At 64.9% G+C, this 21,097-nt stretch carries 20 protein-coding genes and 1 pseudogene; 9 read left to right on the top strand and 12 right to left on the bottom strand.

What is annotated here, in order from left to right; translation table 11 throughout:
• Positions 1-178 precede the first annotated feature (178 nt).
• From recD to ABQ137_RS00195, 3 genes are all read left to right on the top strand, one after another.
• On the top strand, positions 179-2,314 hold the full coding sequence (recD, locus tag ABQ137_RS00205) for an exodeoxyribonuclease V subunit alpha (RefSeq protein ID WP_349780910.1): 2,136 nt from the start codon (positions 179-181) through the stop codon (positions 2,312-2,314).
• Positions 2,315-2,452: 138 nt separating this feature from the next.
• Positions 2,453-3,145: a RhuM family protein gene (rhuM, locus tag ABQ137_RS00200; protein ID WP_349780909.1), complete on the top strand. Its 693-nt coding sequence runs from the start codon at positions 2,453-2,455 to the stop codon at positions 3,143-3,145.
• A 494-nt stretch (positions 3,146-3,639) separates the two neighbouring features.
• The gene (locus ABQ137_RS00195; protein WP_349781539.1) at positions 3,640-4,002 is read left to right on the top strand and encodes a hypothetical protein; all 363 of its coding nucleotides are present in this window, start codon (positions 3,640-3,642) and stop codon (positions 4,000-4,002) included.
• A 60-nt stretch (positions 4,003-4,062) separates the two neighbouring features.
• Here the strand turns inward: ABQ137_RS00195 and ABQ137_RS00190 are convergent, their stop codons facing one another.
• The 5 genes from ABQ137_RS00190 to ABQ137_RS00170 form a co-directional block, all read right to left on the bottom strand.
• Entirely contained in the window at positions 4,063-4,317 is a 255-nt protein-coding gene (locus ABQ137_RS00190; protein ID WP_166771413.1) for a type II TA system antitoxin, ParD family, read from the bottom strand.
• Positions 4,318-4,896: 579 nt separating this feature from the next.
• Positions 4,897-5,229, bottom strand: coding sequence for a lipoprotein (locus tag ABQ137_RS00185; RefSeq protein WP_039513672.1), 333 nt, complete (start codon positions 5,227-5,229; stop codon positions 4,897-4,899).
• 156 nt (positions 5,230-5,385) lie between these two features.
• The gene (locus tag ABQ137_RS00180) at positions 5,386-6,633 is read right to left on the bottom strand and encodes a TIR domain-containing protein (RefSeq protein ID WP_349780908.1); all 1,248 of its coding nucleotides are present in this window, start codon (positions 6,631-6,633) and stop codon (positions 5,386-5,388) included.
• A 117-nt stretch (positions 6,634-6,750) separates the two neighbouring features.
• The gene (locus ABQ137_RS00175) at positions 6,751-7,578 is read right to left on the bottom strand and encodes a restriction endonuclease (RefSeq protein ID WP_349780907.1); all 828 of its coding nucleotides are present in this window, start codon (positions 7,576-7,578) and stop codon (positions 6,751-6,753) included.
• 238 nt (positions 7,579-7,816) lie between these two features.
• Positions 7,817-9,208, bottom strand: coding sequence for an alpha/beta hydrolase (locus ABQ137_RS00170; RefSeq protein ID WP_349780906.1), 1,392 nt, complete (start codon positions 9,206-9,208; stop codon positions 7,817-7,819).
• A gap of 175 nt (positions 9,209-9,383) precedes the next feature.
• Between ABQ137_RS00170 and ABQ137_RS00165 the strand changes: the two genes are divergently transcribed.
• A complete protein-coding gene (locus tag ABQ137_RS00165; protein WP_349780905.1) occupies positions 9,384-10,280 on the top strand; it encodes a pseudouridine synthase in 897 nt (298 codons plus the stop codon).
• A 118-nt stretch (positions 10,281-10,398) separates the two neighbouring features.
• On the top strand, positions 10,399-10,737 hold the full coding sequence (locus ABQ137_RS00160) for a hypothetical protein (protein WP_167710189.1): 339 nt from the start codon (positions 10,399-10,401) through the stop codon (positions 10,735-10,737).
• Between the two features lie 28 nt (positions 10,738-10,765).
• Here ABQ137_RS00160 and ABQ137_RS00155 read toward each other — a convergent pair whose 3' ends face one another.
• Positions 10,766-11,221, bottom strand: a complete 456-nt coding sequence (locus ABQ137_RS00155; RefSeq protein ID WP_024939627.1) for a hypothetical protein — start codon at positions 11,219-11,221, stop codon at positions 10,766-10,768.
• Between the two features lie 302 nt (positions 11,222-11,523).
• Here ABQ137_RS00155 and ABQ137_RS00150 point away from each other — a divergent pair, with 302 nt between their 5' ends.
• Entirely contained in the window at positions 11,524-11,925 is a 402-nt protein-coding gene (locus tag ABQ137_RS00150) for an antitoxin Xre/MbcA/ParS toxin-binding domain-containing protein (RefSeq protein WP_065033331.1), read from the top strand.
• Positions 11,926-11,994: 69 nt separating this feature from the next.
• On the opposite strand, the gene ABQ137_RS00145 is transcribed toward ABQ137_RS00150, so the two are convergent.
• Entirely contained in the window at positions 11,995-13,620 is a 1,626-nt protein-coding gene (locus tag ABQ137_RS00145) for an alpha/beta hydrolase (protein ID WP_104645513.1), read from the bottom strand.
• 678 nt (positions 13,621-14,298) lie between these two features.
• Here ABQ137_RS00145 and ABQ137_RS00140 point away from each other — a divergent pair.
• Positions 14,299-14,859 (top strand): hypothetical protein, encoded by a 561-nt coding sequence (locus ABQ137_RS00140; protein WP_349780904.1) that lies wholly within the window; start codon positions 14,299-14,301, stop codon positions 14,857-14,859.
• A 93-nt stretch (positions 14,860-14,952) separates the two neighbouring features.
• Here the strand turns inward: ABQ137_RS00140 and ABQ137_RS20635 are convergent.
• The 3 genes and pseudogenes from ABQ137_RS20635 to ABQ137_RS00130 form a co-directional block, all read right to left on the bottom strand.
• A pseudogene (locus ABQ137_RS20635) lies at positions 14,953-15,003 on the bottom strand (FitA-like ribbon-helix-helix domain-containing protein); the annotation flags it as partial.
• A 132-nt stretch (positions 15,004-15,135) separates the two neighbouring features.
• Positions 15,136-16,248, bottom strand: coding sequence for a type II toxin-antitoxin system RelE/ParE family toxin (locus ABQ137_RS00135; RefSeq protein WP_039513696.1), 1,113 nt, complete (start codon positions 16,246-16,248; stop codon positions 15,136-15,138).
• Positions 16,235-16,441, bottom strand: a complete 207-nt coding sequence (locus ABQ137_RS00130) for a hypothetical protein (RefSeq protein ID WP_349780903.1) — start codon at positions 16,439-16,441, stop codon at positions 16,235-16,237. The genes ABQ137_RS00135 and ABQ137_RS00130 overlap by 14 nt, the downstream gene beginning before the upstream one ends.
• 272 nt (positions 16,442-16,713) lie before the next feature.
• Between ABQ137_RS00130 and ABQ137_RS00125 the strand changes: the two genes are divergently transcribed.
• The gene (locus ABQ137_RS00125; protein ID WP_349780902.1) at positions 16,714-17,220 is read left to right on the top strand and encodes a CcdC protein domain-containing protein; all 507 of its coding nucleotides are present in this window, start codon (positions 16,714-16,716) and stop codon (positions 17,218-17,220) included.
• A gap of 66 nt (positions 17,221-17,286) precedes the next feature.
• Here ABQ137_RS00125 and ABQ137_RS00120 read toward each other — a convergent pair whose 3' ends face one another.
• On the bottom strand, positions 17,287-18,552 hold the full coding sequence (locus ABQ137_RS00120) for a phospholipase D-like domain-containing protein (protein ID WP_054591711.1): 1,266 nt from the start codon (positions 18,550-18,552) through the stop codon (positions 17,287-17,289).
• A 178-nt stretch (positions 18,553-18,730) separates the two neighbouring features.
• A complete protein-coding gene (locus ABQ137_RS00115) occupies positions 18,731-19,279 on the bottom strand; it encodes an RNA 2'-phosphotransferase (protein WP_349780901.1) in 549 nt (182 codons plus the stop codon).
• 392 nt (positions 19,280-19,671) lie between these two features.
• On the opposite strand from ABQ137_RS00115, the gene ABQ137_RS00110 reads away from it, so the two are divergent.
• Complete coding sequence (locus ABQ137_RS00110) at positions 19,672-21,033, top strand: MFS transporter (RefSeq protein WP_024939637.1); 1,362 nt, start codon at positions 19,672-19,674, stop codon at positions 21,031-21,033.
• Positions 21,034-21,097: the final 64 nt, after the last annotated feature.

Raw genomic sequence — 21,097 nt, 5'->3', positions numbered from 1 at the left:
CCCAACAGACCGCACGCCCGATCAGCGCTGTGCGCACGCCCGGCTCCCCTCGGGGCGGGCAGACCCCGCTTGCGCACACTGGCGCGTGTGCCTGGCAGTGTCTGCGCCACGCCGCGCGGGCCGGGGTGCGCAGCGGAGGTTGGGGTGAGGGCGCCTGCGCCCGGGAGGCGTCCACCGCATGAACCACCCAACCCTCTTCAACGCCCTGATCAAGGCCGACGCCCTGCGCCCGCTGGATCTGGCCTTCGCCCAGAGCCTGCAACGCCTGGCCCCGGACACCGACCCCCAGGTGTTGGCCGGCGCCGCACTCGCCTCGCTGGCCGTCACCAGCGGCCACGCAGGGCTGGACCCCAGCCGCGCCGGCATGCTGCTGGACACGCGCGAGGGCCCAGCGCCCGCACTCCCGGACCCAGGCGATTGGCAACGCACCCTGGCCGCCTCGCGCTGGGTCGACCAACCGAATCCGCAAGACCCCGCCGCCGCCGACTGCCCGCTGGTGCTGGAACACGGCCTGCTCTACCTGCGCCGCTACCGCGAGTACGAGCGCCGCCTGGCGCTGGGCCTGCAACGCATCGCCGCCCAGTCGCCGCCCCCCTTCGACGCAGCCACGCTGGCCCCGCTGTTCGCCCAGCTATTCCCCCAGGCTTCCTCTCTCCCCCCGGGAGAGGCGGGTGAGGGCACGCGCCTACCCGAGCCATCCGTCGACCAGGAAGGTGCGGCCCCACCGGCTCCATCCCACCACCCAGACCGCCAGGCTCAGGCCGCCGCGCTGGCGCTGCGCCGCACCCTGCTGCTGGTCACTGGCGGCCCCGGCACCGGCAAGACCACCACCATCGCCCGCCTGCTGCTGCTGCGCATCGCCCAGGCACACGCCTCCAACACCCCGGCCCCGCGCATCGCCCTGGCCGCGCCCACCGGCCGCGCCGCCGAGCGCATGGCCGAGAGCCTGCGCCTTGCGGTCACGCGCGCCATCGCTGGCGGCATCGACCCGGCCCTGGCCGATGCGCTGCCCAATGGCGCCAGCACCCTGCATCGCCTGCTCGGCGTCATCCCGGATTCCCCGCACTTCCGCCACAACGCCGACAACCCGCTGCCGTTGGACCTGATCGTCGTCGACGAAGCCTCCATGGTCGACCTGCCGCTGATGTGCAAGCTGGTCGAAGCCGTGGCCGATGGCACCCAGCTGATCCTGCTCGGCGACGCCGACCAGCTGCCCTCGGTGGAAGCCGGCGACGTGCTCGCCGCCATCCTGCAGGCCGCCGGCCCCGGCGATGCCCTGCAGCCGCAGGACGCACAGGCACTGCAAGCGCTGCTCGGAAACGCGCCCAGCGCCACGCCCGCCGCCACCCACGGCGGCGGCCTGGCCGGCCACCGCGTGCACCTGCTGCGCGGCTACCGTCAGGCGCACGACTTCGCGCTCGCCCCATTGGCCGACGCCGTGCGCGCGGGCGACGCTGACACCGCCCTGGCCCTGCTGCGCAGCGGCGAGCTGGCCGGCGTGCACTTCCACGAAGATGGCGAAGACCCGCTCACCCTGGGCCGCGACGCACTGCTCGCGCACTGGCGCGCGCTGGCCGACGCGCAAGACCCGGCCGCCGCCCTGCGCGATGCCGCGCGCCTGCGCCTGCTCACCGCCGTGCGCGCCGGCCCGCAGGGCGCACGCGGCCTCAACGCCCGTATCGAACAATTGCTGGCCGAAACCGGCTCCGGTGCGCGCCGCCTCGGCGCCGCCTCGCCCTGGTTCCAGGGCCGCCTGCTGCTGATCACCGAAAACAGCTACCGCCACGGCCTGTTCAACGGCGACGTCGGCATCTGCCTGCGAAGCGACGCGAGCCCCTCTCCGGGACGCAGCGACGAAGGCGCCTCTTTAGGGCCAGGCCAGCCCGTTGGCACCGCCAGCCGCCGCGACCCAGGCACCGACAGCCGGGCCCAAGGCCCGTTGGTCGCCTGGTTCGAAGGCGACGGCGACGGCCAGGTGCGCGGCTTCCACCCCGCCGCACTGCCCGCGCACGAAAGCGCCTTCGCCATGACCGTGCACAAGGCCCAGGGCAGCGAATTCGACACCGTCTGGCTGCAACTGCCCACCCGCGACGCCCGCGTGCTCAGCCGCGAACTGCTCTACACCGGCATCACCCGCGCCCGCCGCGCCCTGCACCTGGCCGGCAGCGAGGCGGTCATCCGCAGCGCACTGGCCCGGCACGCCGCGCGCATCTCGGGCCTGGCGTGGCGGTTGGGTGCGCAGCAGCAGGCGGCACCCGCCAAGCCAGCAACAGAACCAGCTACTGCGTTGCCCGTGCAGGGTTCGTTGTTCTGATGGACGCGAGCCGGCGCAATGGCAACATCACTTACGGCAGAACGGCACGTTCGCCTATCACCATCACCGGGCATGCCCGGATAGCATCATGGACGAAGAAAAACTGGTTGTGCGGTATCGCCAGCATGGGAGGCATCAATGGCGAAAAAGCATGAAATTTCGCTCGTCCGCTCGTCGGCGGCCGAATACCTGACCTTCGTGGCCGCCGCAGGCGAGAGCGGCGTGCAGGCGGCGTATGCCGACGAAAACGTCTGGCTGACGCAGAAGATGCTGGCCCAGCTCTACGATGTCGAAACCCACACCATCAACTACCACCTGAAAAAGGTGTTCGCTGACAACGAGTTACAGCCAGATGCAGTTATTCGAAATTTTCGAATAACTGCCGCCGACAGCAAGAGCTACGACACCAAGCACTACAACCTCGCGGCCATCATTGCCGTGGGCTACAAGGTCAATTCCGAGCGCGCGGTGCAGTTCCGCAAGTGGGCCACCACCATCATCGAGTCCTTCACGATCAAGGGCTTCGCGATGGACGATGAGCGCCTGAAGAATGACGGCACGGTGCTCGGCAAGCGCTACTTCGAAGAGCAGTTGCAGCGCATCCGCGAGATCCGTCTCTCCGAGCGCAAGTTCTACCAGAAGATCACCGACATCTACGCCACCGCCCTGGACTACGATGCCACCGCGCAGGCAACCCAGCGGTTCTTCGCCACAGTGCAGAACAAGCTGCACTGGGCCATCCACGGGCAAACCGCAGCAGAAGTCGTCTACCACCGAGCCGATGCCGGCAAGCAGCACATGGGCCTGACCACCTGGGCCAGCTGTTCGTGAGCGATTTCGATCGCGTGTTGCAGCAGCTTGATGCAGGAGACCGGGTGGACGGTGCCGACGAGGACTTGCGCTAGACGGTGATGTGGGAAGCGCCAAAGCGTCAGGTCCCCAACCGCGCGCGATAGTGCACGTTGGATTGAAAGATCGCTCCGAGGATGAATCGCGACTAGCGTCTGCCCAGGAGTCGCCCGCCACGGTGGTTCCGCCCGTCCAGGGCTCGTACCCCAAGCCGGAGAGATGGCATGAGAACTGACGACAAAGAAGCGCTTGCGCGTAAGAGGTGAATGATGAAGGCGATATGGGTTCTTGGGATTCTCGCGCTGTCAGCCTGCTCCAGCGCGACTGCGGCTGGGAGGCTGGAGATCAGACTCCAAAACAGACAGGCAGCGCATACAGCGACAGCTGGAGCATCCGTCTCAGTCACGATGGCCAACGCAGGTGACCAGCCCATCGAGCTACCTGCCTCGTATGTTCCAGACGTAGACAAAGGCGGGGTGTTGCAGACCAATCTGTTCAAGGTCCTGCAAGAGGACGGCAGCCCCGTCGACTATCGCGGCATCTATGTGCACAACGTCCGAGGTTCCACGCCATCTCTTGTCCTGAAGCCGGGGCAGTCAATCGTCAGGACGATCAATCTGTCATTGAGTTACCAGATCATGCCTGGGCGCAATTACTCGGTCGGGGTACACCCACTTATACGTTATCGGGAGCAGCAGGAATCAAAGAGTAAAACCACCTCAGCCGATATGACGTCGCTGAAGACTGCTACATCCAACATCATCGAGATCACGCCTCGCCTCGATAGGTCTGCGATGTATCGGCGAACCTGCGCCTGGCCCCAGCGTGCCGAGGTGTAGCGGATGATCCCGCGCAGATCGGCTTCGGCTTCGGCTGCTCGGTGAGGACTTAGCCGTGCATCAACCGCGACGGCCCTCGGCGAATTCTTCATACAGGATGGTGCTGATGCTCCTGGTAGACACGTTGCCGGCAAGGCCTTCCTCCACACGTCCCCCAAGGAGGGTTTTCAACTCCTGCCATGCCTGATCGGCGTTTAGGTCGCCAGGGAACAGGCGTTCAAGCGCGTATTGCTTGATGGTCTTGCCCTGCAGAGCCGCCAGCGCCTTCAGGCTCTGATGCTGCTGATCGCTTAGATCGATGGTCAAACGGCTCATGACGAGCTCCAAATCCGCACAAACCCACATTAGTGCAGCAGCTTTGGCCGGGTCGTTGATCGGTCTGCTGCAGCGTTGGGGTGCTACCGCAGGTCATGCCAGCGGTGAGTGGGAGAGTCCGACAGGCCGAGTTCGCAAGCCAACGCTCAGCCCCTAGTGAAACGTCCAAAAAACGCGAGGTCAGGCGATCCGCCTGACCTCGTCTGCCGTCTGGCAGGCCGGGCGGCTTACTTGCCCTTCTTTTCCTGCTTGGCCGCGCGCTTTTCCTTCAGCGTCTTGGTCGGCTCTTTCTTCTGGCTCTTCTTCTGGTCCATCCCCTTGCTCATGACACCCTCGTAGTTGCTGGATTGATCGGTCGGGCAGCGCCATGACCCTGGCGTGCCTGCGCACTGTACGGCTTGCGCGGGGTGGAATGGCAGCGGCAGCGCAAGGTCGGGCGACGGGCGGTGTGTCCGGCCCGGCGCCCGCGCGACGCAGCGTGCACCAGTAGCCCTTCGGCGTGGCCGGCTAGGCCACAAACGCAAACGCCCGCGTGCGACCGGCAAGGTCCGCACGCGGGCGCTGGCGACAGCGGTGGGCTTACTTGGCCGGCACGCGCTGGTACTGCTCGCCACCGGTGTTGAGGTGGCCGTTGGCCGCGTCGATGGCGAAGTTCACCGTCTCGCCATCGTTGGTGACCTGCAGCGCCCCGTCCTTGTAGACCGCCGGGTAGCTCTCGGTCTTGGGCTTGCGGCTGAAGAACTTCGGCGTGGTGCTGCGGACCATGAAGGTCTCGCCATTGCGCTCGATGTCCATCGTCTCTTCCTGCGTCTGCACGTTGACCCAGTGGCCGACGAACTTCTCGCCCTCCTCCTTGGCGCAACCGCTCACCAGCAGTGCCGCGGCCAGCGCGGTGCCCATCCACTTCATCATCGTGTGTTCTCCAGTTGAGTCTGCGGCGAGGATGGCGGGTGGCGGATGTATGGGAGATCAAGAGTCAACACAATTGTTTAAAAAAGTAAGATTTAAGCAACCTTGATTTAGCTAAAAAGCTCTGGGCCAAAAATTACTCCGGCCGCTTCCAGTTTTCTAATCCACTGGATCTGTAGGCAGCGCATAGTTCTTGATGTCCTTGATTGCCTCCAAAAGCTTTATAGCCGCATGTGCGTCCAATTTATCATCGACGTAACGCACCTCGTAAAGTCCTTGCAGGTTTGAGGGAAGCTTTACGCCATCTCGGACTAAAAGAATAAAGCGCCGACCATAGAATGCCATAGCCGCGCCTATTTCGATGAGCACGTTGGGATTAAGGATTACATGCTGCTCGCCATCCTCAGACTTTATAGTGCGATCAGCGTCGACATGGATGATCGCGGCACCGCAAGATCTCATGTCATCCATAACCTTCTCGGGAACTGGTTTAGATACCGATTGCCTATCCACCGAAACCACCGGGATCATCTCTCCGTAGTCCAGCATCTTTTTAATTGGATCAACCAACTCGCGGCTCTTACCATGGGTAATAAAGACACGGCGTCTACGAGCATCATCTGCAATGGCAGTTGCCATCATCGACGATGAAGTTCTCTCAGCCTTTGCTTCTTTATAAGGCGCGTATTCTTTCTCATTTTCTTGACTGGCATACTGCCTTTCTACAGAGCCATCTTCTTCAGGACTATCATCGTCTTCAGTTTGGTTGGTGTCGCTTTGCGAAGTCATGTCTCCTGCACTCTGAAGAGAGACAAACGACTTATTCTTAATGTCTTCAATGAGCCCCACGCTGCGCGCACTAGCTTCAATGCGAGCAAGTACCTCAGGAGCCTTAGTTCGCGGCACTCCCATTTCTTCAAGTACGTTAACCGCAATATCTTCTCTTGGAAAACTATGCCCGTCGTAGTTCTGCAGAAAATCTCGAAAGACTCTTGGAGTGAGTATCGATTGCCTTCTAGCCTCTCTTGGCTCATTTTCCGACTTCGGCCGCAGGATCCGTTTTGCCAAATCGCTGACTGATATTGCCGCAGCTTGTGAACCCCCGTCAGTTAAGCCAAATGCGATGGCTGCACCACTAAGTAATTTTAGCTGGGAACCCTTGGGGTCAACATTAAGCGCTTTTGCCAGTTGTAGAGGTGAAACTGGCTTGCCAGCATAGTGTTCTAGAATTGCCGCTGGTACCCGTAATGCTTCATCCAGCGAAGCTGCGGGAACATCTGCTTGCTTGAGGTACTGTCTTTTTTCCTGCAGGTCCTGAGTTTTTTTTATCACTCTGGGCGGTTTTGTGGCAGCTTTTTTTACTACTCTCTTGGTTGGTACGCGAGCTTTCTTAGAACTGTTTGCCATGGCGCTTCCTTACGGCTGAGGTCAAGCTAGGTTGAACGACATGCCTTCTCGACGCAACTGCGTCGCATGTGCACTACAAAAGCTAGTAAATTTAGGTGGAAAAGGGGTCAGGTCCATTTACTCAGTTCCTCTGCACTTCGGAAACTGGCTGCAGCCTAAGAAGTTCTCGCTCGTGCGCCGGTTTCTTCTCTGTACTAGCGCGCTGCCGCAGCGCGCGCAGCTCGATGTGGCAACGGCCGCGGAAGCAGCAGAAGTAGAAGTAAAAGTGGGCTCGATGCGTGACGGTGCCGGCTGTGCTGCGACTTGTTGTTGCACCGCTTGAATCATTTTCAGCAGCTGTTCGCCACTAATTAGCTCAATCGGCTTACCTTCAGCGAATCGCTCCGCATCTTTCGTGTAGGTACCGATACAGGCGATCTTTACCGCGTGGGCTTGGTGATGAGCGAGCAGGCCGAACATTTCGCGCACGACGCTGACGCCGACCTGCTGGCGCTTCCACTGTTTGCATTGCACCAGCGTGCGGCGGCCGTCCTTGCGCAGGATCAGGTCGATGCCGCCGTCGGCGCCGCCCAGGCCGGTTTCTTCGACGCTGTAGCCCTGGCGGCGAAATGCTTCGCCCACCAATCGTTCGAACTGGCGCCAGCCGCCGGCGGCCAAGCTCTCCAGTGTTGTGCGCGTCTCCAAAAAGCGTCGCCGGCTGCGTGTGCGCAGATAGGAGAACAGCGCAGCAAGCCAGCAGACGCCGAGCAGCGTCCACGCCAATGGCGCGAACATTCCACTCGATTGCTGGGCGAAGCCCTGCGACAGCATTCCGCTCTGGTGAGAGAACCACCAGGCGATGCCATAGCGCACCACCAGATATGCAGCGATTCCCATCATGAAGCCAACCGGCCACGGCAATGCGGCCAATGCTTCGAATCCGCTCTGCTTCTTTCTGCGTCCCATGCAAGAACCCCCGTTCCAGGTTCGAACATAACCGCTGGAACAAGGTTTGTCAGCAAACCAACCGGCGTTGCGATCTATCTCCCATTAACTGCGCTGCATTAAGTGCTCCGTTGCGGTAGAGCTCGCCGTTGTGCCAATGCTTGAGTTTGCTTGTGTCGCTATCAGCGCATCTTCGTAGGCCGCAGACGGGGAGCGCTTTAAATACTGAGCAATAAGATGGCAGTTCTATAGCCCATCATCATTCCCCAGGCTCACGACAGCGCTCAGCAACGTTCCGGCGCCCCACAAACTCAGCAACCGCACTCGCAAAACACGCAGGGGCTGCAAACGCGAGCAGATGCGCGCCACGCTCAACGGTGCTGAAGGTCATCGGGCCTGCGGCTTTCAGCAGCGCGGCATGCGCCTGCGCGCCGGCGTACGGGGTGTTGGGATCTAGCGTGCCGTGGATGACCAGCGTGCGTGGCAGGGTGGCGGGGCTGCGGCCGAACCAGGCGTCGCGCGGGTAGGTGGGCAGGCCGGCGTCCACCAGCAGGCCGGGGATGGGGCTGACGAACAGGGCGTCTTTGGCTTCGGCCGCGACCGTTTCGCGGGTGAGGGTTGGCCGCGCATTGTTTTCGGACGCGGCAATCAGCATGACCAGCGGCAATGCGGGCTGGTTATCGCCGCCTTGGCCCATGGCTGCAAGTGATGTCTGCAGATCGGTGATAGTGGCAGTGAGCAACGTGGCGTCGTCACGGGCAAGGCCGTCGATGATCGCGGGGATCCGGTCGCGCAGCCTGGGGAAGTTGAGCAGCATGCCGAGAAAGCGCTTGAGGTCTTTGCCGGGGATTTGCGTGCGCCATGCGGCGCTGTCGCCGCGATCGAGCACGCTGCGATAGGTAGCGATGTGTGCGTCGTCCAACAGCGCGCGGCCTACCGCATCGACCACCGCGGTGCGGTGGCTCAAGTCCCATTGCGCGGCAGTCTCCGGTGGCACCAGGCCATCCAGCACCAGCCCATCCAACGGGATGGGCGCCACTTGCAGGGTGCGCAGTGCCAACTGCGTGCCATAGGACACGCCGTACAGCAGCACCTTGCCCTTGCGTCGTTGCTGGCGGATCAGCAGTGCAAGATCTTGCGCCGCTTCGGTGATGGTGAAGGCCTTGGTTCTTTGCGCATCTGCATACAGCGCGCCGATGCACGGGCCCCATTCGGCGCCGGCCAGGCCCACGCCGTCTGCGCTTTGCGGCGCTTCCTGCGCGGGGCACAGGCGGGCCGAGCGCCCAGTGCCGCGATGGTCCGGAATGATCAGGTCATAGCCGGGAAAGGCGCGCCGGTAAGTGCTGATCATCGGGTACAGCGATGCGCCGGCTTCGCCCGGCCCGCCCGCAATCAGCCAGACTTCGCCGCGTCGCTTGCTCTGGCCCGGCGTAGGAAAACGGCGAACGAACAGCTCGATCGTGCCAGCATCCGCGGCTTCATGACGCAGCGGCACGTCGGTGATCAGGCATTCGCTACCGGCCAATGGTGTGTGTGCCGCAGCGTCGGCACATGCGGTGAATGATGGCGGTGGCGTCTGCGCCGCGGCGGCAACCGGTGCAAGGAATGCAGCAACGCAGGCAACGGCCGCGTAGATCGTAGGACGACGCATCGAGTTCCATCTCTCGGCAAAGACCCGCAGCATTACCTAATGGGGCTGCGCGCGTATCGCCCGAAAGTCATTCTTCGCCGATGAGCTGCGCATGTCGCTGCGCAGATTGTGCAACAGTCAAGCGCGCGCGCGGTACGATCCAACCCCATCTGTTTGAGCGCGCATCGCTGTCGCCATGGTTTCAACACGCCCGATCCTCGATGGCATGGCCGCCAGCCAGTTCCAGCTCCCAATGGGAAGCTGGGCCACGGTATTGGAGGCGCTATGCGCATGTTTCCCGAGTGTGGATGCGGCCACGTGGCGTGACCGCTTCGCGCGTGGGCGTGTGCTGGACGCGCATGCGCAGGTGCTGGATGTGTCGGCGCCGTATCGATTGGGTGCGGAGATCTATTACTTCCGCGAAGTGGCAGATGAGCCCGTCATCGCGGCGGCTGAAGCCGTGGTGCATGCCGACGCGCACGTGGTGGTGGCGTGCAAGCCGCACTTTCTGCCGGTGGTGCCCGCAGGCGTGTATGTGCGCGAGACGTTGCTCACGCGGCTGGTGCGGCATTTCGATAACCCCGCGTTGGTGCCACTGCACCGCATTGATCGTGACACTGCGGGACTGGTGTTGTTCTCGGCGAATCCTGCAACACGCGGGATCTATCAGGCGCTGTTCCGCGAGCGGCGTATTCGCAAGCATTACTTGGCAGTCGCACCGCCGCTGCCGGGGCTGACGTTTCCGTATGTGCATCGCAGCCGGCTGGAGCCGGGCGAGCCGTTCTTCCGCATGCGCGAGGGCGTGGGTGAGCCGAACAGCGAGACGGTGATCGATGTGGTCGCGCGTGGTGCATACACGTGGACGTATCGATTGGAGCCGGTCACCGGGCGTAAGCACCAGTTGCGCGTGCATATGGCCGCGCTGGGCGCGCCGATCCTGCATGACCGTTTCTATCCCGAGCTGGAAGACCAGCGGCCCGATGATCCGGAGCGGCCGCTGCAGTTGTTCGCGCATACGTTGGCGTTCGATGACCCGATTACTGGTGAGCCTCGGCGCTTCACCGCAACGATCGAACCGACAAAATCGGCTTGAGACGCAAACCTGCGCTGCGCTAAAAAATCAGGCGAAATATCTGGTTTTCAGATATCCGAAAAAGCGCGTTACGGTGGCCTTGCGGACATCCCGTCCGCTCACGTCGAGGACAGACGGCATGAGCACTTCGAGAGCCCTTACGACCAATACTCGGCAGCGCGTGCGGCCAGCGGCCAAGATAGAAGCGCACGCAGAGCCCTTCACCTTCGGCGTCACCCTGCAGCAGATCGACCAGTTCCATACGCTTCTGCGCACGATCACTGCGCAGAGCGACATGGTGGCGGTGTGCAGCGGCAAGCCGCTGGATGCCACCAGTCTGTCGGTTCTGGGCGAAAGCATCTTCAATGCCGCCCGCGCGGTGCGCGGTGTAGTCGATGAGATTTACGAGCAGCGGCTCGGTGGCGATGGCCCGGCCGATGCGGCCGAAGCGAGCGGGCAGGGCGGCGCCAGGGTCTGACCGGGCGCCGCGTGCAATCGCGTCAGCCTCAACGCACCTTGTACAACACCGCCGCACCCGGCTTGGGCTCGAACATCGGCACGGTCTGCTGCTTGAGCGCGGTGCCCTTGGCGTCCCACACCAGCGTCTCGGCGGGGTATTCCTCGTTGCGGGTCATGGTGTCGATCTGCTTGACGATCACCGTCTTGCCGGCGGGCACTTCCGGGTTCCAGGCGAACACGCCCAGGCGGCCGTAGAACACCGCCGGCGCGGCGGCATCCAGGCGGCGGTCGGGGCACATGACCAGGCCGCGTTCCAGCATCACCCGTAGTGCGCCCACGGGCACGGCCTTGACGGTGGGCGCGGTGCGGTCGGTGCTGTGGCCGGGGCAGACATTGGCCGAGCGGGTGAGCATGTCCTCGACCACCTGGCGGTCGGACTGGGCCAAGGCCGGCAGCGCGGCGGTGGACAGGGCAAGCACGGCGAGAGCGGATTTCCAGGGCATCTGACAACTCCTCATGAGATGACACTCCAATACGGCAGCCCTGCAGGCGGGCTGCTGCCAGTGACGCGGCCGGATGCTAGCAAGCCCCGCGTTAAGCGCCGCCAATGGCTGGCGCCGCTTCCAGGCGGGCGCGCAAGCGGGAATCGGCCACCGAAGCCGCCGTCGGCCCGCCAACCGCGCACGGGCCGGCCGGCGCGTAATGCAACCGCCGCTGACGCCCGTTGCCGCTGTCAGGAGACTCCTGATTGAGCGGCGGCGGCGACACGGATAGCGTGCGCGCTATCACACCGTTGGACTGCTTTATGGAACGCGCCGACCTCATTGCATCACTGCTCACCGGCATGCGGCGTGCCGAAGACTTCCGCGCGCACGGGGCGGCCTACAACACCGCGCACAGCCAGCAGATGGCGGTCGACCACGGCAAGGCCGCCGACGCCGAGCTGGTGCTGTCGCTGTTCGCCTTCACGCCGGAGCACCTCAAGCTGCTGGGCAGCACCGGCATTGAGAACCTGGGCGAGATCGTGTGCCATGCCTGGGCCTTGAATGGCGGCAACAACGAGGCGTTGATCGGCTGGTTCCGCAAGCCCATGAACGCGCTGGACGGGCAGACGCCGGCCGCGCTGGTCCGCAGCGGCAGCCTGAAAGTGCTGCTGCTGGTGCTCAGGCAGCAGCTGGAGTGGGAATTGCCCAAGCGCTCGGCCTGAGCAGCGGGCCGGTGAGACCGCGCCCTGGCGTGCCGGTGGCCGGCACGCCGATCGGCAGCGCCGGCGCGCTTACTGTTTGGGCCGCGCCACGGCGTACATCTCCCAGGCAATCTTCTTCATCAAGGCGTTGCTGTCCTCGCCTTCCTTGTACAGGTCGAAGTGGGTGCGGCCTTCCAGGTAGCGGAAGTCGCTTTTTGCGCCCAGGCCGTCCAGCACCGCCTGGAACTTGCGCGCCGCCCCATCCAGGTAGAACGTGTCGGCGGTGCCGACGATCAGGTGGATCTTGCCGTCCAGATCCGGCTTGAGCGTGGGCCACTGCGCGGCCACGCGCGCGGCGATGTCGTAGTGCGTGCGCCAGTAGGCCACCACGGCCGGGTCCACCTTGCCGGTGTCGCGGTCGAACATCGGCACCGGGCGGCCGTCGGGCCCGCGCGGCGAGAACACCCAGTCGAACGAGGTCATCTGCCCGCCATACGGGCCTAACACGCGTTCGAGCTTGGCGAAGGTTTCTAGGTCGGCCACCACCTTGCCCTGGTCGCGGATCAGCGGGAACTGGCTGCCGTCCGGGCGCCGGTAGACGTTGGCATTGGGCGCGTACAGATCCGGCCCGGTGAAGTCGTGGAAATCGCTCGAATCGGGCGAGGTGGACCAAGTACCGCCGAACAGCTTGGGGTAGCGCGTCTGCAGCCACAGCGTGGCCCAGCCGCCGGACGAATGCCCGTTGAGGAACCGGCCCTTGGCGTTGCCGTCCATCTTGTATTGCCGCTCGAGCGCGGGGATCAGCTCTTCGGTCAGCGCGGTGCCCCAGGGGCCGTTGTTGACCGAGTCGGCGAACTCGTGGGTGCCGGTGGGCGTGGACTGGTCCAGGAACACCCAGATCATCGGCGGCATCTGCTTGGCCGCCATTGCGCTCCAGGTGGCGGCGATGCTGCCGGCAAAGCGGTTGTAGTTGCCGCCGAAGCCGTGGGTGACATACACGGTGGGGTAGCGCGTGCGGGCCTTGGCATCGTAGCCGGGAGGGGTGAGCACGCGGGCGCGCAGCGACACCGGCCGGCCCCAGAACGCGCTCAGCGACGGGCTGACCAGCGAGGCGTCCGCGCTATGCAGCCTGGCCTCCGGGATAGCGTCGCGGATCGCCTGCGGCGCCCGCGGCGACACCTGCCACGGGTCGTCCGACGCCGGCACCTGCTTGCTGAGCGTCAGCGTGGGCAACGGCTTGCCCTTGCCCTGCGTCACCGCGGTGACCTCGCTCAACAGGTCGCCGCCATCGCGGCCGGCATAGCTGTAACTGTGGTCCGGATCCAGCACGGCCTGGAACAGGTACTCGCCGGCCGGCAGCGCAGAAAAGCCGCTGGGGAAGGCGATGTTGTCCAGGTCGATCTCGACGCTGGCACCGGGGGCGAGCGCGGTCACCTCCTGCGCCGCCACCGCCACCGCGGTCGGGCGGAACGGGTTCACGCTCACCTCCTCCACCTTGCCGGCTTTGCCGTCCTTGCCATCCTTGGCTGCGGCCTGGGCGTCCTTGGCCAGGGTGGCGAAGACCAGCAGGCGCCCGGACACGGGCTGGTCGCTCGCCCCGTCCAGCGTGACGCGCAGCAGGCGATGGGCCGCTGCCGGTGCGGCGGCGTGCGCGCAGCAGGCGCACAACAGGCCAACGGCCAGACCCAGGCGGGGGGCAAGACGATGCAGAGACATGCAGATCCTTGGGAACGCAGGTGGATGGAGCGGGCGCACACGGCCCTGTGCAGACTGTAGCCAGTTCCCGGCCGGCCGTGCGCCACCAACGCGAGGTCTGGTCACCGTATCCGATCTGCCTGCTCCAGCGCTCACATCATCAACCGGACGCGACACAAACTCTGGCCGGCATCGCGAGCGGTAGCGTGAAGCTGGGCCAGCCCCAAGTAACCAAAAACGAAAGCCAGCGTCAGTTTCAATTCGGCAAATGTCTGACAGACAGCCAATCCAATGTCGGCTTTAGATTTCGCTTTTCCCGGTGAGGCGCACTTGCTGCGGCCGATTATGTTTGGTCTTGTGGTCGATGCGTTGCGTGCGGTCTGGACTGATGTCTGATTCGAGAAACAGACACGGTGTTTGCACCGAATTTCAAACTGCATCACGCAACGACGTCGTTGAGACGATTTGCCGGGTTTGCGAGGCCTTGGTCTTCAACGATGAACCCACCAGCGGCGTGGCCACTGGGTGGCGTAGGTGTGGTGCTGCCACACACACGCATGTCGTCATCGTACGCAATCGATCATCTGCCGCTTGGCGTTATGCACAGGTGCCGTTGCGAATGTCCATTCAAGGCGCAAGCGGCAGCCGCGCGTACAGCCGCTGCCAAAACCTTGCATCACACACCAGGGAACGATCGAAATGAAACGTAAAACCAGCTATCGCGGTGCGCTTGCGGCCTGTGGCTTCTCACTCGTCGTGGCCGCGTTGTGCATGGACGCTGCCGTTGCCGCACCGGTCACCGGGACGGACACGGTCACGCTGAGCTATGTCTTTGCCACGCTGCAGACGGGCCAGCAGGATCAGAAACCCGAAGACATTGCGGCCTGTCGCAAGCAGGTTTCCGCACCGGGTTCCAAGTACCTGGGCTCGGCGGTCACCACCAAGTACTCCATCGACGTGCAGTCCAAGATGATGTCTGCGTCCTCGTCGCTGCCATCCCCGGGGGGCACGCAGCCGATGACGGTGACGATACCGCTGTCACCGTTGGGCTTGTCCGGGGAGTATGCCTTCGGTGCGTTTCGGCCGAGCGCGCTGCCTAACACCTATGTGCTGTTCTCGGTCGGGCTGGACTTCAAGGGGCCGCAGTCGTCCGTGCTGGTTCTCAACAGCGACAAGACCTACAACTGCCTGGTGACCAGCAATCCGGCGCCGTTCAAGGGAGCACTGGGTACCAAGCTGGGCAAAGACCAGGGCCGCTGATGTCTGCAACCGCCGGGTAATCGACGAACGCGCCGAAGGCAGCTTCGGCTCGTTCGCCTCGGTGCTGCGGCCGTGCAGTGCAGCCCTCGCGCGGATTGCACGATGCACGTCGTCGGGAATATTGCAGACGGTGAAAGAAGGCATGTCGCCCTCGCGCAGGAATCAGGTTGTTTGCACGTTAGGAAAGTGCAAGCACTCAAACAACGTCACCGGTATCGAAGCAGTCATCCCCGCACCAGCAAGAAGTGAAATCCGGGGCCAACCTGGCCCCACTACTCACCGATACGGTCCGGGCCCGCGCCATACCGGCTCGCCTTGCTTGTAGACCTCCATCATGTTGATGACCTCGCGGGCATCGCCGATGTCTTTGAGCTCCGGCGAGTCCGGCGGCAGCAGGCGGCATTTGCTGGAGCCGCGCTTGAGCGCGACTTCCAGCGGGCAGACCATGCGGTACTGGGTGCCGGGCAGGATGATGGCCACTTCCTTCATGCCCTGGTCGCGCCAATTGCGCAGCTGGGTTTCGCTGCGCACTTCGTAATAGACCTGGTAGCCGCCCACATCCATGCTGGGTTGGGCGTTGTTGCGATCGCGGCGGCGGCCTTCGCTGATGGTGGGCGTGTTGGACATGCCGTCTTCGGCGGCATCAGCTTCTTCTTCGAGCATGCCCGGTGGGCGGCCGGTCCAGGTTTCGGGGCGGCGCTGCGGCGGCGACGAGGGTTCTGCCGGCGGTTGCGGCGGGGTGGGGCGCTGCACCGGTTGCGTCTGGCGCTGCTCGACCAGGCCGCCGCGGCGGGTGTTGCCTGCCGGCGGGATCGGGTTCTTGGCAGTCTTGACCAGGGTGGACTGCACCGGCGAGGCGGCCGGCGGCGGTTGCACGGGTGCGGGCGTTTGCGACGGCGGAGTCGGGGTCGGCGAGGGCGTGGGTTGCTCGGGCGTGGCGGTGTCGCCGACAAAATCCACCTTGGTGCGGCCGCCGCTGGCCGAGCCCTGTGGCGGGGTCATGGTGGGCGTGGAGGCCGACAGCAGGATCAGCAGCATCAGCACATGCAGCAGGGCGCTGATCAGCGCGGCGATCCAGGGCTCGATGCGTTCGATCAGCGGCTCGGTGCGCGGCAGCCAGTCCTGCGTCTGCAGGCGGACGTGCAGCAGCTGCAGCGCGTCGTCGCGCACGCGGTAGACCAGCACATAGGGCGTTTGCTTGACCACCCATTCGCGGGTGCCGGCGACCCGGCCGGCGCGGCCGCGGCCGGGTTGCTCGGCCAGGGTGCGGGTGGCTTCCAGCACCTGCCGCGCCATCGCGGCGGCGGCGGTCGGGTTGAGCGCGTGGTAGTGATCCTGGGCGTGTGCGAGTTGCCTGGCGGCCGGGACGGTCCAGTCACGCCGCAACATCAACGCCCCATCTGGCGAACAGTGCGCCCACCTCTGCCGGCGCGGCAAAGGCGCCCTGATCCGCTGCGGCCATGCCGTCCAGCACGGCGGCCTCGAAGCTGGCGGTGTCCACGACGCGAACCACGTCGTCCCATCCTGCCGTCTCGGGCAGCGTGTCGATCAGCGTGCGGGCTTCTTGCTTGATGGCGGACATGGCACTGCGGTGGGGGAACTCTGCCGGCAAGTCTACCCGTGCGGCTCCGCTTCGCGTGTGGCAATGGCTGGCGCGCGTGGTTGGGGCGTTCACAGGCAGTAGCCGGCAGGCCGGTCCTGCGCGAAGGTCGGTCGTTTGTCGCGATTGCCGCGCACGGCGGCGGCCGCCCGGGCAATCCGCCTGTGCACGCAGAAAGTGACACTTGGCACCTTGTTCGTTACGGGGGCCGGTTTCATTCTGCGTTGGTCACCTCACCCCGCAAAGGAATCGCCATGCCCGCTGCTGCCATCGCACCGCTGACGCCGTATCTGTCGATGGCGGCCATCGCCTTGCTCTACTACCGGCGCATCCGGCGCAGCTTCGGCCGCCAGCCGTGGAAGCCGGTCGGCACTGCAGTGCGTACCGTGGTGCTGCTCATTGCGGCGGCAGCGTTGGCGTTTGCGGTGTATGGCCTGCCGCAGGTTCGGCTGGGGATCGCCGCCGGAACGCTGGTCGGCATCGGGCTGGGCGCGCTGTCGCTGCGCTACACGCATGCCGAATGGGTGGAAGGGCGCGGCTGGTATACGCCCAATCCGTGGATCGGCGGCGGCCTGACGCTGGTGCTGCTCGGGCGCCTGGCCTGGCGCTGGGCCGATGGCGCCTTCAGCGCGGGCGCGGCGGCGGCCGGCTCGCAGGCCAGCCCGTTGACGCTGGGCATTGCCGCAGCGCTGGTGCTGTACTCGCTGGTGCACGTTGGCGGGCTGTGGTGGCGGCTGCGCCAGCTGCGGCTGCAGGCGTGAGCGCTTGCTCGAGTGTGCAGCGCTGAGCGCGGGTGCGCTCACTGCCAAGTGGGGGAAGGCCGTTGCCTACACCTGCGAGCGGAACGGGACCACCAGCTTCTCGCCCAGCTTCTGCCGCAGCGGCCGCGTGCGCCAGCGCTCCAGCGTGTACAGCTCGGCCCGTTGCAGGTCGCGCTCGAACACCTCGGTCATCTGCGCGGCCAGGTCCCGGTCGTAGACATTCAGGCTGGCCTCGTCGTTGAGGCGGAACGAGCGGATGTCGAAATTGGTCGAGCCCACCGAGACCAGCAGGCCGTCGATGATCAGCAGCTTGGTGTGCAGCATGGTGGGCAGGAATTCGTGGATGGCGATGCCGGCCTGCAGCAGCGGTTCCCAGCTGGCCTTGGAGGCCAGCCGCACCGAGACCGCATCGATATGCTTGCCCGGCAGCAGCACGCGGATGCGCACGCCGCGCGCACGCGCTTCCAGCAGCGAGCGGGTGATCAGCGCATCCGGCACGAAGTAGGCGGCGGCCAGGTCGATGGAGCTGCGCGCCGCGGCGATGGCGATGAGATACATCAGGTGCATGCTCTCGCTGCCGCCGGCCGGCGAAGCCACGAACAGCTGCGCGTCGCTGTCGCCGGCCGGTGCCAGCTCGGGGTAGTACTCGGCGCCGTTGAGCACGCGGCCGGTGCTCTTGATCCAGTTGTCGTTGAAGGCGGCCTGCACCTGCGCCACCACCGGGCCTTCGATGCGGTAATGCGAGTCGCGCCAGTGCTCCGGGTCCTGTGCATCGCCCATCCACTGGTCGGCCACGCCAACGCCGCCGGTGAAGCCGATGCGGCCATCGATCACCAGCAGCTTGCGATGGGTGCGGTTATTGACGCGGTGCAGGTTGTACCAGGTCAGCGGGCGGTAGCGATGCACCTCCACCCCGGCGTCGGTCATGTCCTGCACCAGCGAGGCATCCATCTTCAGGCTGCCGCCCCAGTCGATGGTGACGCGCACCTTGACCCCGGCACGCGCGCGCTCGGACAGCGCCTGGCTGAACTCGCGGCCGATCTCGCCCGACCAGTAGATATAGGTTTCGAAGGTGATGGTGCGCTGCGCGCTGCGGATGGCGGCCAGCATCGCCGGAAAGATCTCGCTGCCGTTGTGCAGCACCTGGATCTTGTTGCCGGGCAGGATCGCCGGACCCAGCAACACCGACATCTCGCGTTTGAACTGCGGGTCGGCGACGTCGTAGCAATGGCTGGGGATGTGCTCGAGCTTTTTCTCGGGCGTGGCGAAGTTGAGCAGCAGCAGCCCCACCACCAACGTGGTGACGACAGTGGCCACGATGATCCATGTCATGCATCCAACTCCGGTTCCCCTGCCATCGACAGCCCCAAGCGGCCGGCATTCTGGCAAGGCGGGCGGCATGGGGGCCGTGAAGGGGGATGCGTCCGGCGTCTGCGCGTGTCCATGCCGGCCCAGGTGCTGGCCGACACCGCGCACCGATGCCGGTGGCCGGCCTGCGGCGTGCCTCAGCTCAGCGCGGGCGGGTCAGGAACGCTGCCGGAACCTGCGCGGTGAGCCAGACGCCGTTGTCGGCCTGGAAGAACGGCAGGCCGTCGCGATGCATGCGCCCGGCGTCGACCTGCAACACCACCGGCTCGCCGTAGCGCTGCCCCACCGATGCGGCGGTCTGCGGGTTGTCGGACAGATGCACATGGTGGCGCTGGCCGGGGCGCAAGCCCTCGGCCATGATCGCTTCGAGAAAGCGCGTGGCGGTGCCGTGATACAGCACCTCGGGCGGCACCCTGGTTTCGAGCTGCAAGGCCACGGTTGGGGTGGAATGCCCCTGCACTGCGCGGATCCGTTGCCCATCGGCAGACAGCGCAAAGCGTTTCTTGTCGCTGCCGGCGACCACTGCCTGGATCAGCTCCAGATCGAGCGCGGTGCCGTGGGTCCCGGCGCCGGCAATCAACGCGTCCAGCTCGGCCCAGCCCTCCGAGTCGAGCGTGAGTCCGATGGCCTGCGGTTCGTGGCGCAGCACGAAACTGAGGTACTTGCTGATGTCGGTGTGGTGCTTGCTCATGCGGCGGCGCCCGAAGCGTCCTTGCGGCCAGTGATGCCGGCAATGTTGACGCATCCAGGTGGCCAACGCGCGTGCGCGAGCAATGGTGTCCGGTGGTGCCGGGACTGGTGCTGTATGAGCCGGGGCATCGACAGATTCCCCCGGGCTGCGTGCATTCATCGAGACGCTCAGGCAGGTGCTGCCGTAGCGAGTGCCGGGCGTCACTGGCAGAAACCAGCAGGTGCGCTGTTGCCTGCGGCCGCAAGCACCACACCGACGACCGTCGGAAGCGGGCTGAAGCGCGCGCCGCTGCCGGCCGTTGCCGGGCCTGTATATGCGCCGAAATGCTTACATGCGTCACACAAGCACGCACCTATACTTCCGGGGTGTCCCACCCACGAGGTTCTGACTGCATGAGCGCACCCCCAACGTCTCCGATCGCCGCCGGTTCTGGCGCAGCCCCCGGTAGCCTTCGCCGTTCGGTGTCCAACACGCTCAAGGGATCGGCCGGCAATCTGGTCGAGTGGTACGACGTCTACGTCTACTCGGTGTTTGCCACCTACTTCGAATCGCAGTTCTTCTCCAAGGAAGACAAGAACGCCACGATGTTCGTGTGGGCGATCTTTGCGATGACCTTTCTGATGCGCCCGATCGGTGCGTGGTACTTCGGCCGCTTCGCCGACCGCTACGGCCGCCGCCTGGCGTTGACCATCTCGGTGTCGATGATGGCGCTGTGCTCGTTCGTCATCGCGGTGACGCCGACGGTGGCCACGATCGGCATCGCCGCGCCGATCATCCTGTTGCTGGCGCGCCTGCTGCAGGGCTTTGCCACCGGCGGCGAGTACGGCACCAGCGCCACCTACATGTCCGAGGCGGCGATTCCCGGCCGGCGCGGGTTCCTGTCCTCGTTCCATTACGTCACGCTGGTCGGCGGGCACGTGCTGGCGCAGACCACCTTGCTGGTGATGCTGCATTTCTTCGATGCGCCGCAGGTGTCCGAGTGGGGCTGGCGCGTGGCGTTCGGCCTGGGCGGCATCGGTGCGTTGGTGGTGTTCTGGCTGCGCCAGACCATGGACGAGTCGCTGAGCTCCGAATCCATCGCCGATTCGCGCACCGGCAAGGCCAAGGCGTCGGGCTCGATGCGCGAGCTGTTCGTCAACCAGTGGCGCCCGCTGCTGCTGTGCTTCCTGATCACCGCCGGCGGCACGATCGCGTTCTACACCTATTCGGTCACCGGGCCGAAGATGATCCAGACCGCGTTCGCCGGTGGCGACGTGATGGCCGGCACCATCATCAACCTGGTCGCGCTGACGGTGCTGATGCTGATGCAGCCGGTTGGCGGCTGGTTGTCGGACATCGTCGGGCGCAAGAGCCTGCTGGTGTTCTTCGGCATCGGCGGGGTGCTCTACACCTGGTTCCTGGTGATGGAGCTGCCCAAGCAGACCGACTGGCTGACCGCGTTCGCGATCCTCACCGTGGGCTTTGTGATCCTGACCGGTTACACCTCGATCAATGCGGTGGTGAAGGCGGAACTGTTCCCCACCCATGTGCGTGCGCTGGGCGTGGGCCTGGGCTATGCGCTGGCGAACTCCGCCTTTGGCGGCACCGCGCCGCTGCTGTACCAGGCCTCGTTGAAGACCGGCCATGTCAGCGAGTTCGTGATCTACGCCACGGCAGTGATCGCGGTGTCGTTGGTGGTCTACATGTTCTTCCTGACCAACAAGGGCAGCAACTGGCTGGACGACGAAGCGGCGATGCATCAGCGCAAGCGCTGATCCTGCTTTGCCCTTCTCCCGTCGGGAGAAGGGCGCCGAAGGAGCGGATGCGGGGCGCCTCCGG

It is taken from the genome of Xanthomonas sp. WHRI 8393, assembly GCF_040203315.1.
In the GTDB taxonomy this organism is placed as follows: domain Bacteria; phylum Pseudomonadota; class Gammaproteobacteria; order Xanthomonadales; family Xanthomonadaceae; genus Xanthomonas; species Xanthomonas arboricola.
This window is presented reverse-complemented; position numbering and strand designations above follow the sequence as displayed.

Excerpts from the sequence above, each read along its gene's own strand:
- recD (WP_349780910.1), top strand. The coding sequence starts at position 179 with ATGAACCACCCAACCCTCTTCAACGCCCTGATCAAGGCCGACGCCCTG.
- rhuM (WP_349780909.1), top strand. The coding sequence starts at position 2,453 with ATGGCGAAAAAGCATGAAATTTCGCTCGTCCGCTCGTCGGCGGCCGAA.
- ABQ137_RS00190 (WP_166771413.1), bottom strand. The coding sequence starts at position 4,317 with ATGAGCCGTTTGACCATCGATCTAAGCGATCAGCAGCATCAGAGCCTG.
- ABQ137_RS00185 (WP_039513672.1), bottom strand. The coding sequence starts at position 5,229 with ATGATGAAGTGGATGGGCACCGCGCTGGCCGCGGCACTGCTGGTGAGC.
- ABQ137_RS00180 (WP_349780908.1), bottom strand. The coding sequence starts at position 6,633 with ATGGCAAACAGTTCTAAGAAAGCTCGCGTACCAACCAAGAGAGTAGTA.
- ABQ137_RS00175 (WP_349780907.1), bottom strand. The coding sequence starts at position 7,578 with ATGGGACGCAGAAAGAAGCAGAGCGGATTCGAAGCATTGGCCGCATTG.
- ABQ137_RS00170 (WP_349780906.1), bottom strand. The coding sequence starts at position 9,208 with ATGCGTCGTCCTACGATCTACGCGGCCGTTGCCTGCGTTGCTGCATTC.
- ABQ137_RS00165 (WP_349780905.1), top strand. The coding sequence starts at position 9,384 with ATGGTTTCAACACGCCCGATCCTCGATGGCATGGCCGCCAGCCAGTTC.
- ABQ137_RS00160 (WP_167710189.1), top strand. The coding sequence starts at position 10,399 with ATGAGCACTTCGAGAGCCCTTACGACCAATACTCGGCAGCGCGTGCGG.
- ABQ137_RS00155 (WP_024939627.1), bottom strand. The coding sequence starts at position 11,221 with ATGCCCTGGAAATCCGCTCTCGCCGTGCTTGCCCTGTCCACCGCCGCG.
- ABQ137_RS00150 (WP_065033331.1), top strand. The coding sequence starts at position 11,524 with ATGGAACGCGCCGACCTCATTGCATCACTGCTCACCGGCATGCGGCGT.
- ABQ137_RS00145 (WP_104645513.1), bottom strand. The coding sequence starts at position 13,620 with ATGTCTCTGCATCGTCTTGCCCCCCGCCTGGGTCTGGCCGTTGGCCTG.
- ABQ137_RS00140 (WP_349780904.1), top strand. The coding sequence starts at position 14,299 with ATGAAACGTAAAACCAGCTATCGCGGTGCGCTTGCGGCCTGTGGCTTC.
- ABQ137_RS00135 (WP_039513696.1), bottom strand. The coding sequence starts at position 16,248 with ATGTTGCGGCGTGACTGGACCGTCCCGGCCGCCAGGCAACTCGCACAC.
- ABQ137_RS00130 (WP_349780903.1), bottom strand. The coding sequence starts at position 16,441 with ATGTCCGCCATCAAGCAAGAAGCCCGCACGCTGATCGACACGCTGCCC.
- ABQ137_RS00125 (WP_349780902.1), top strand. The coding sequence starts at position 16,714 with ATGCCCGCTGCTGCCATCGCACCGCTGACGCCGTATCTGTCGATGGCG.
- ABQ137_RS00120 (WP_054591711.1), bottom strand. The coding sequence starts at position 18,552 with ATGACATGGATCATCGTGGCCACTGTCGTCACCACGTTGGTGGTGGGG.
- ABQ137_RS00115 (WP_349780901.1), bottom strand. The coding sequence starts at position 19,279 with ATGAGCAAGCACCACACCGACATCAGCAAGTACCTCAGTTTCGTGCTG.
- ABQ137_RS00110 (WP_024939637.1), top strand. The coding sequence starts at position 19,672 with ATGAGCGCACCCCCAACGTCTCCGATCGCCGCCGGTTCTGGCGCAGCC.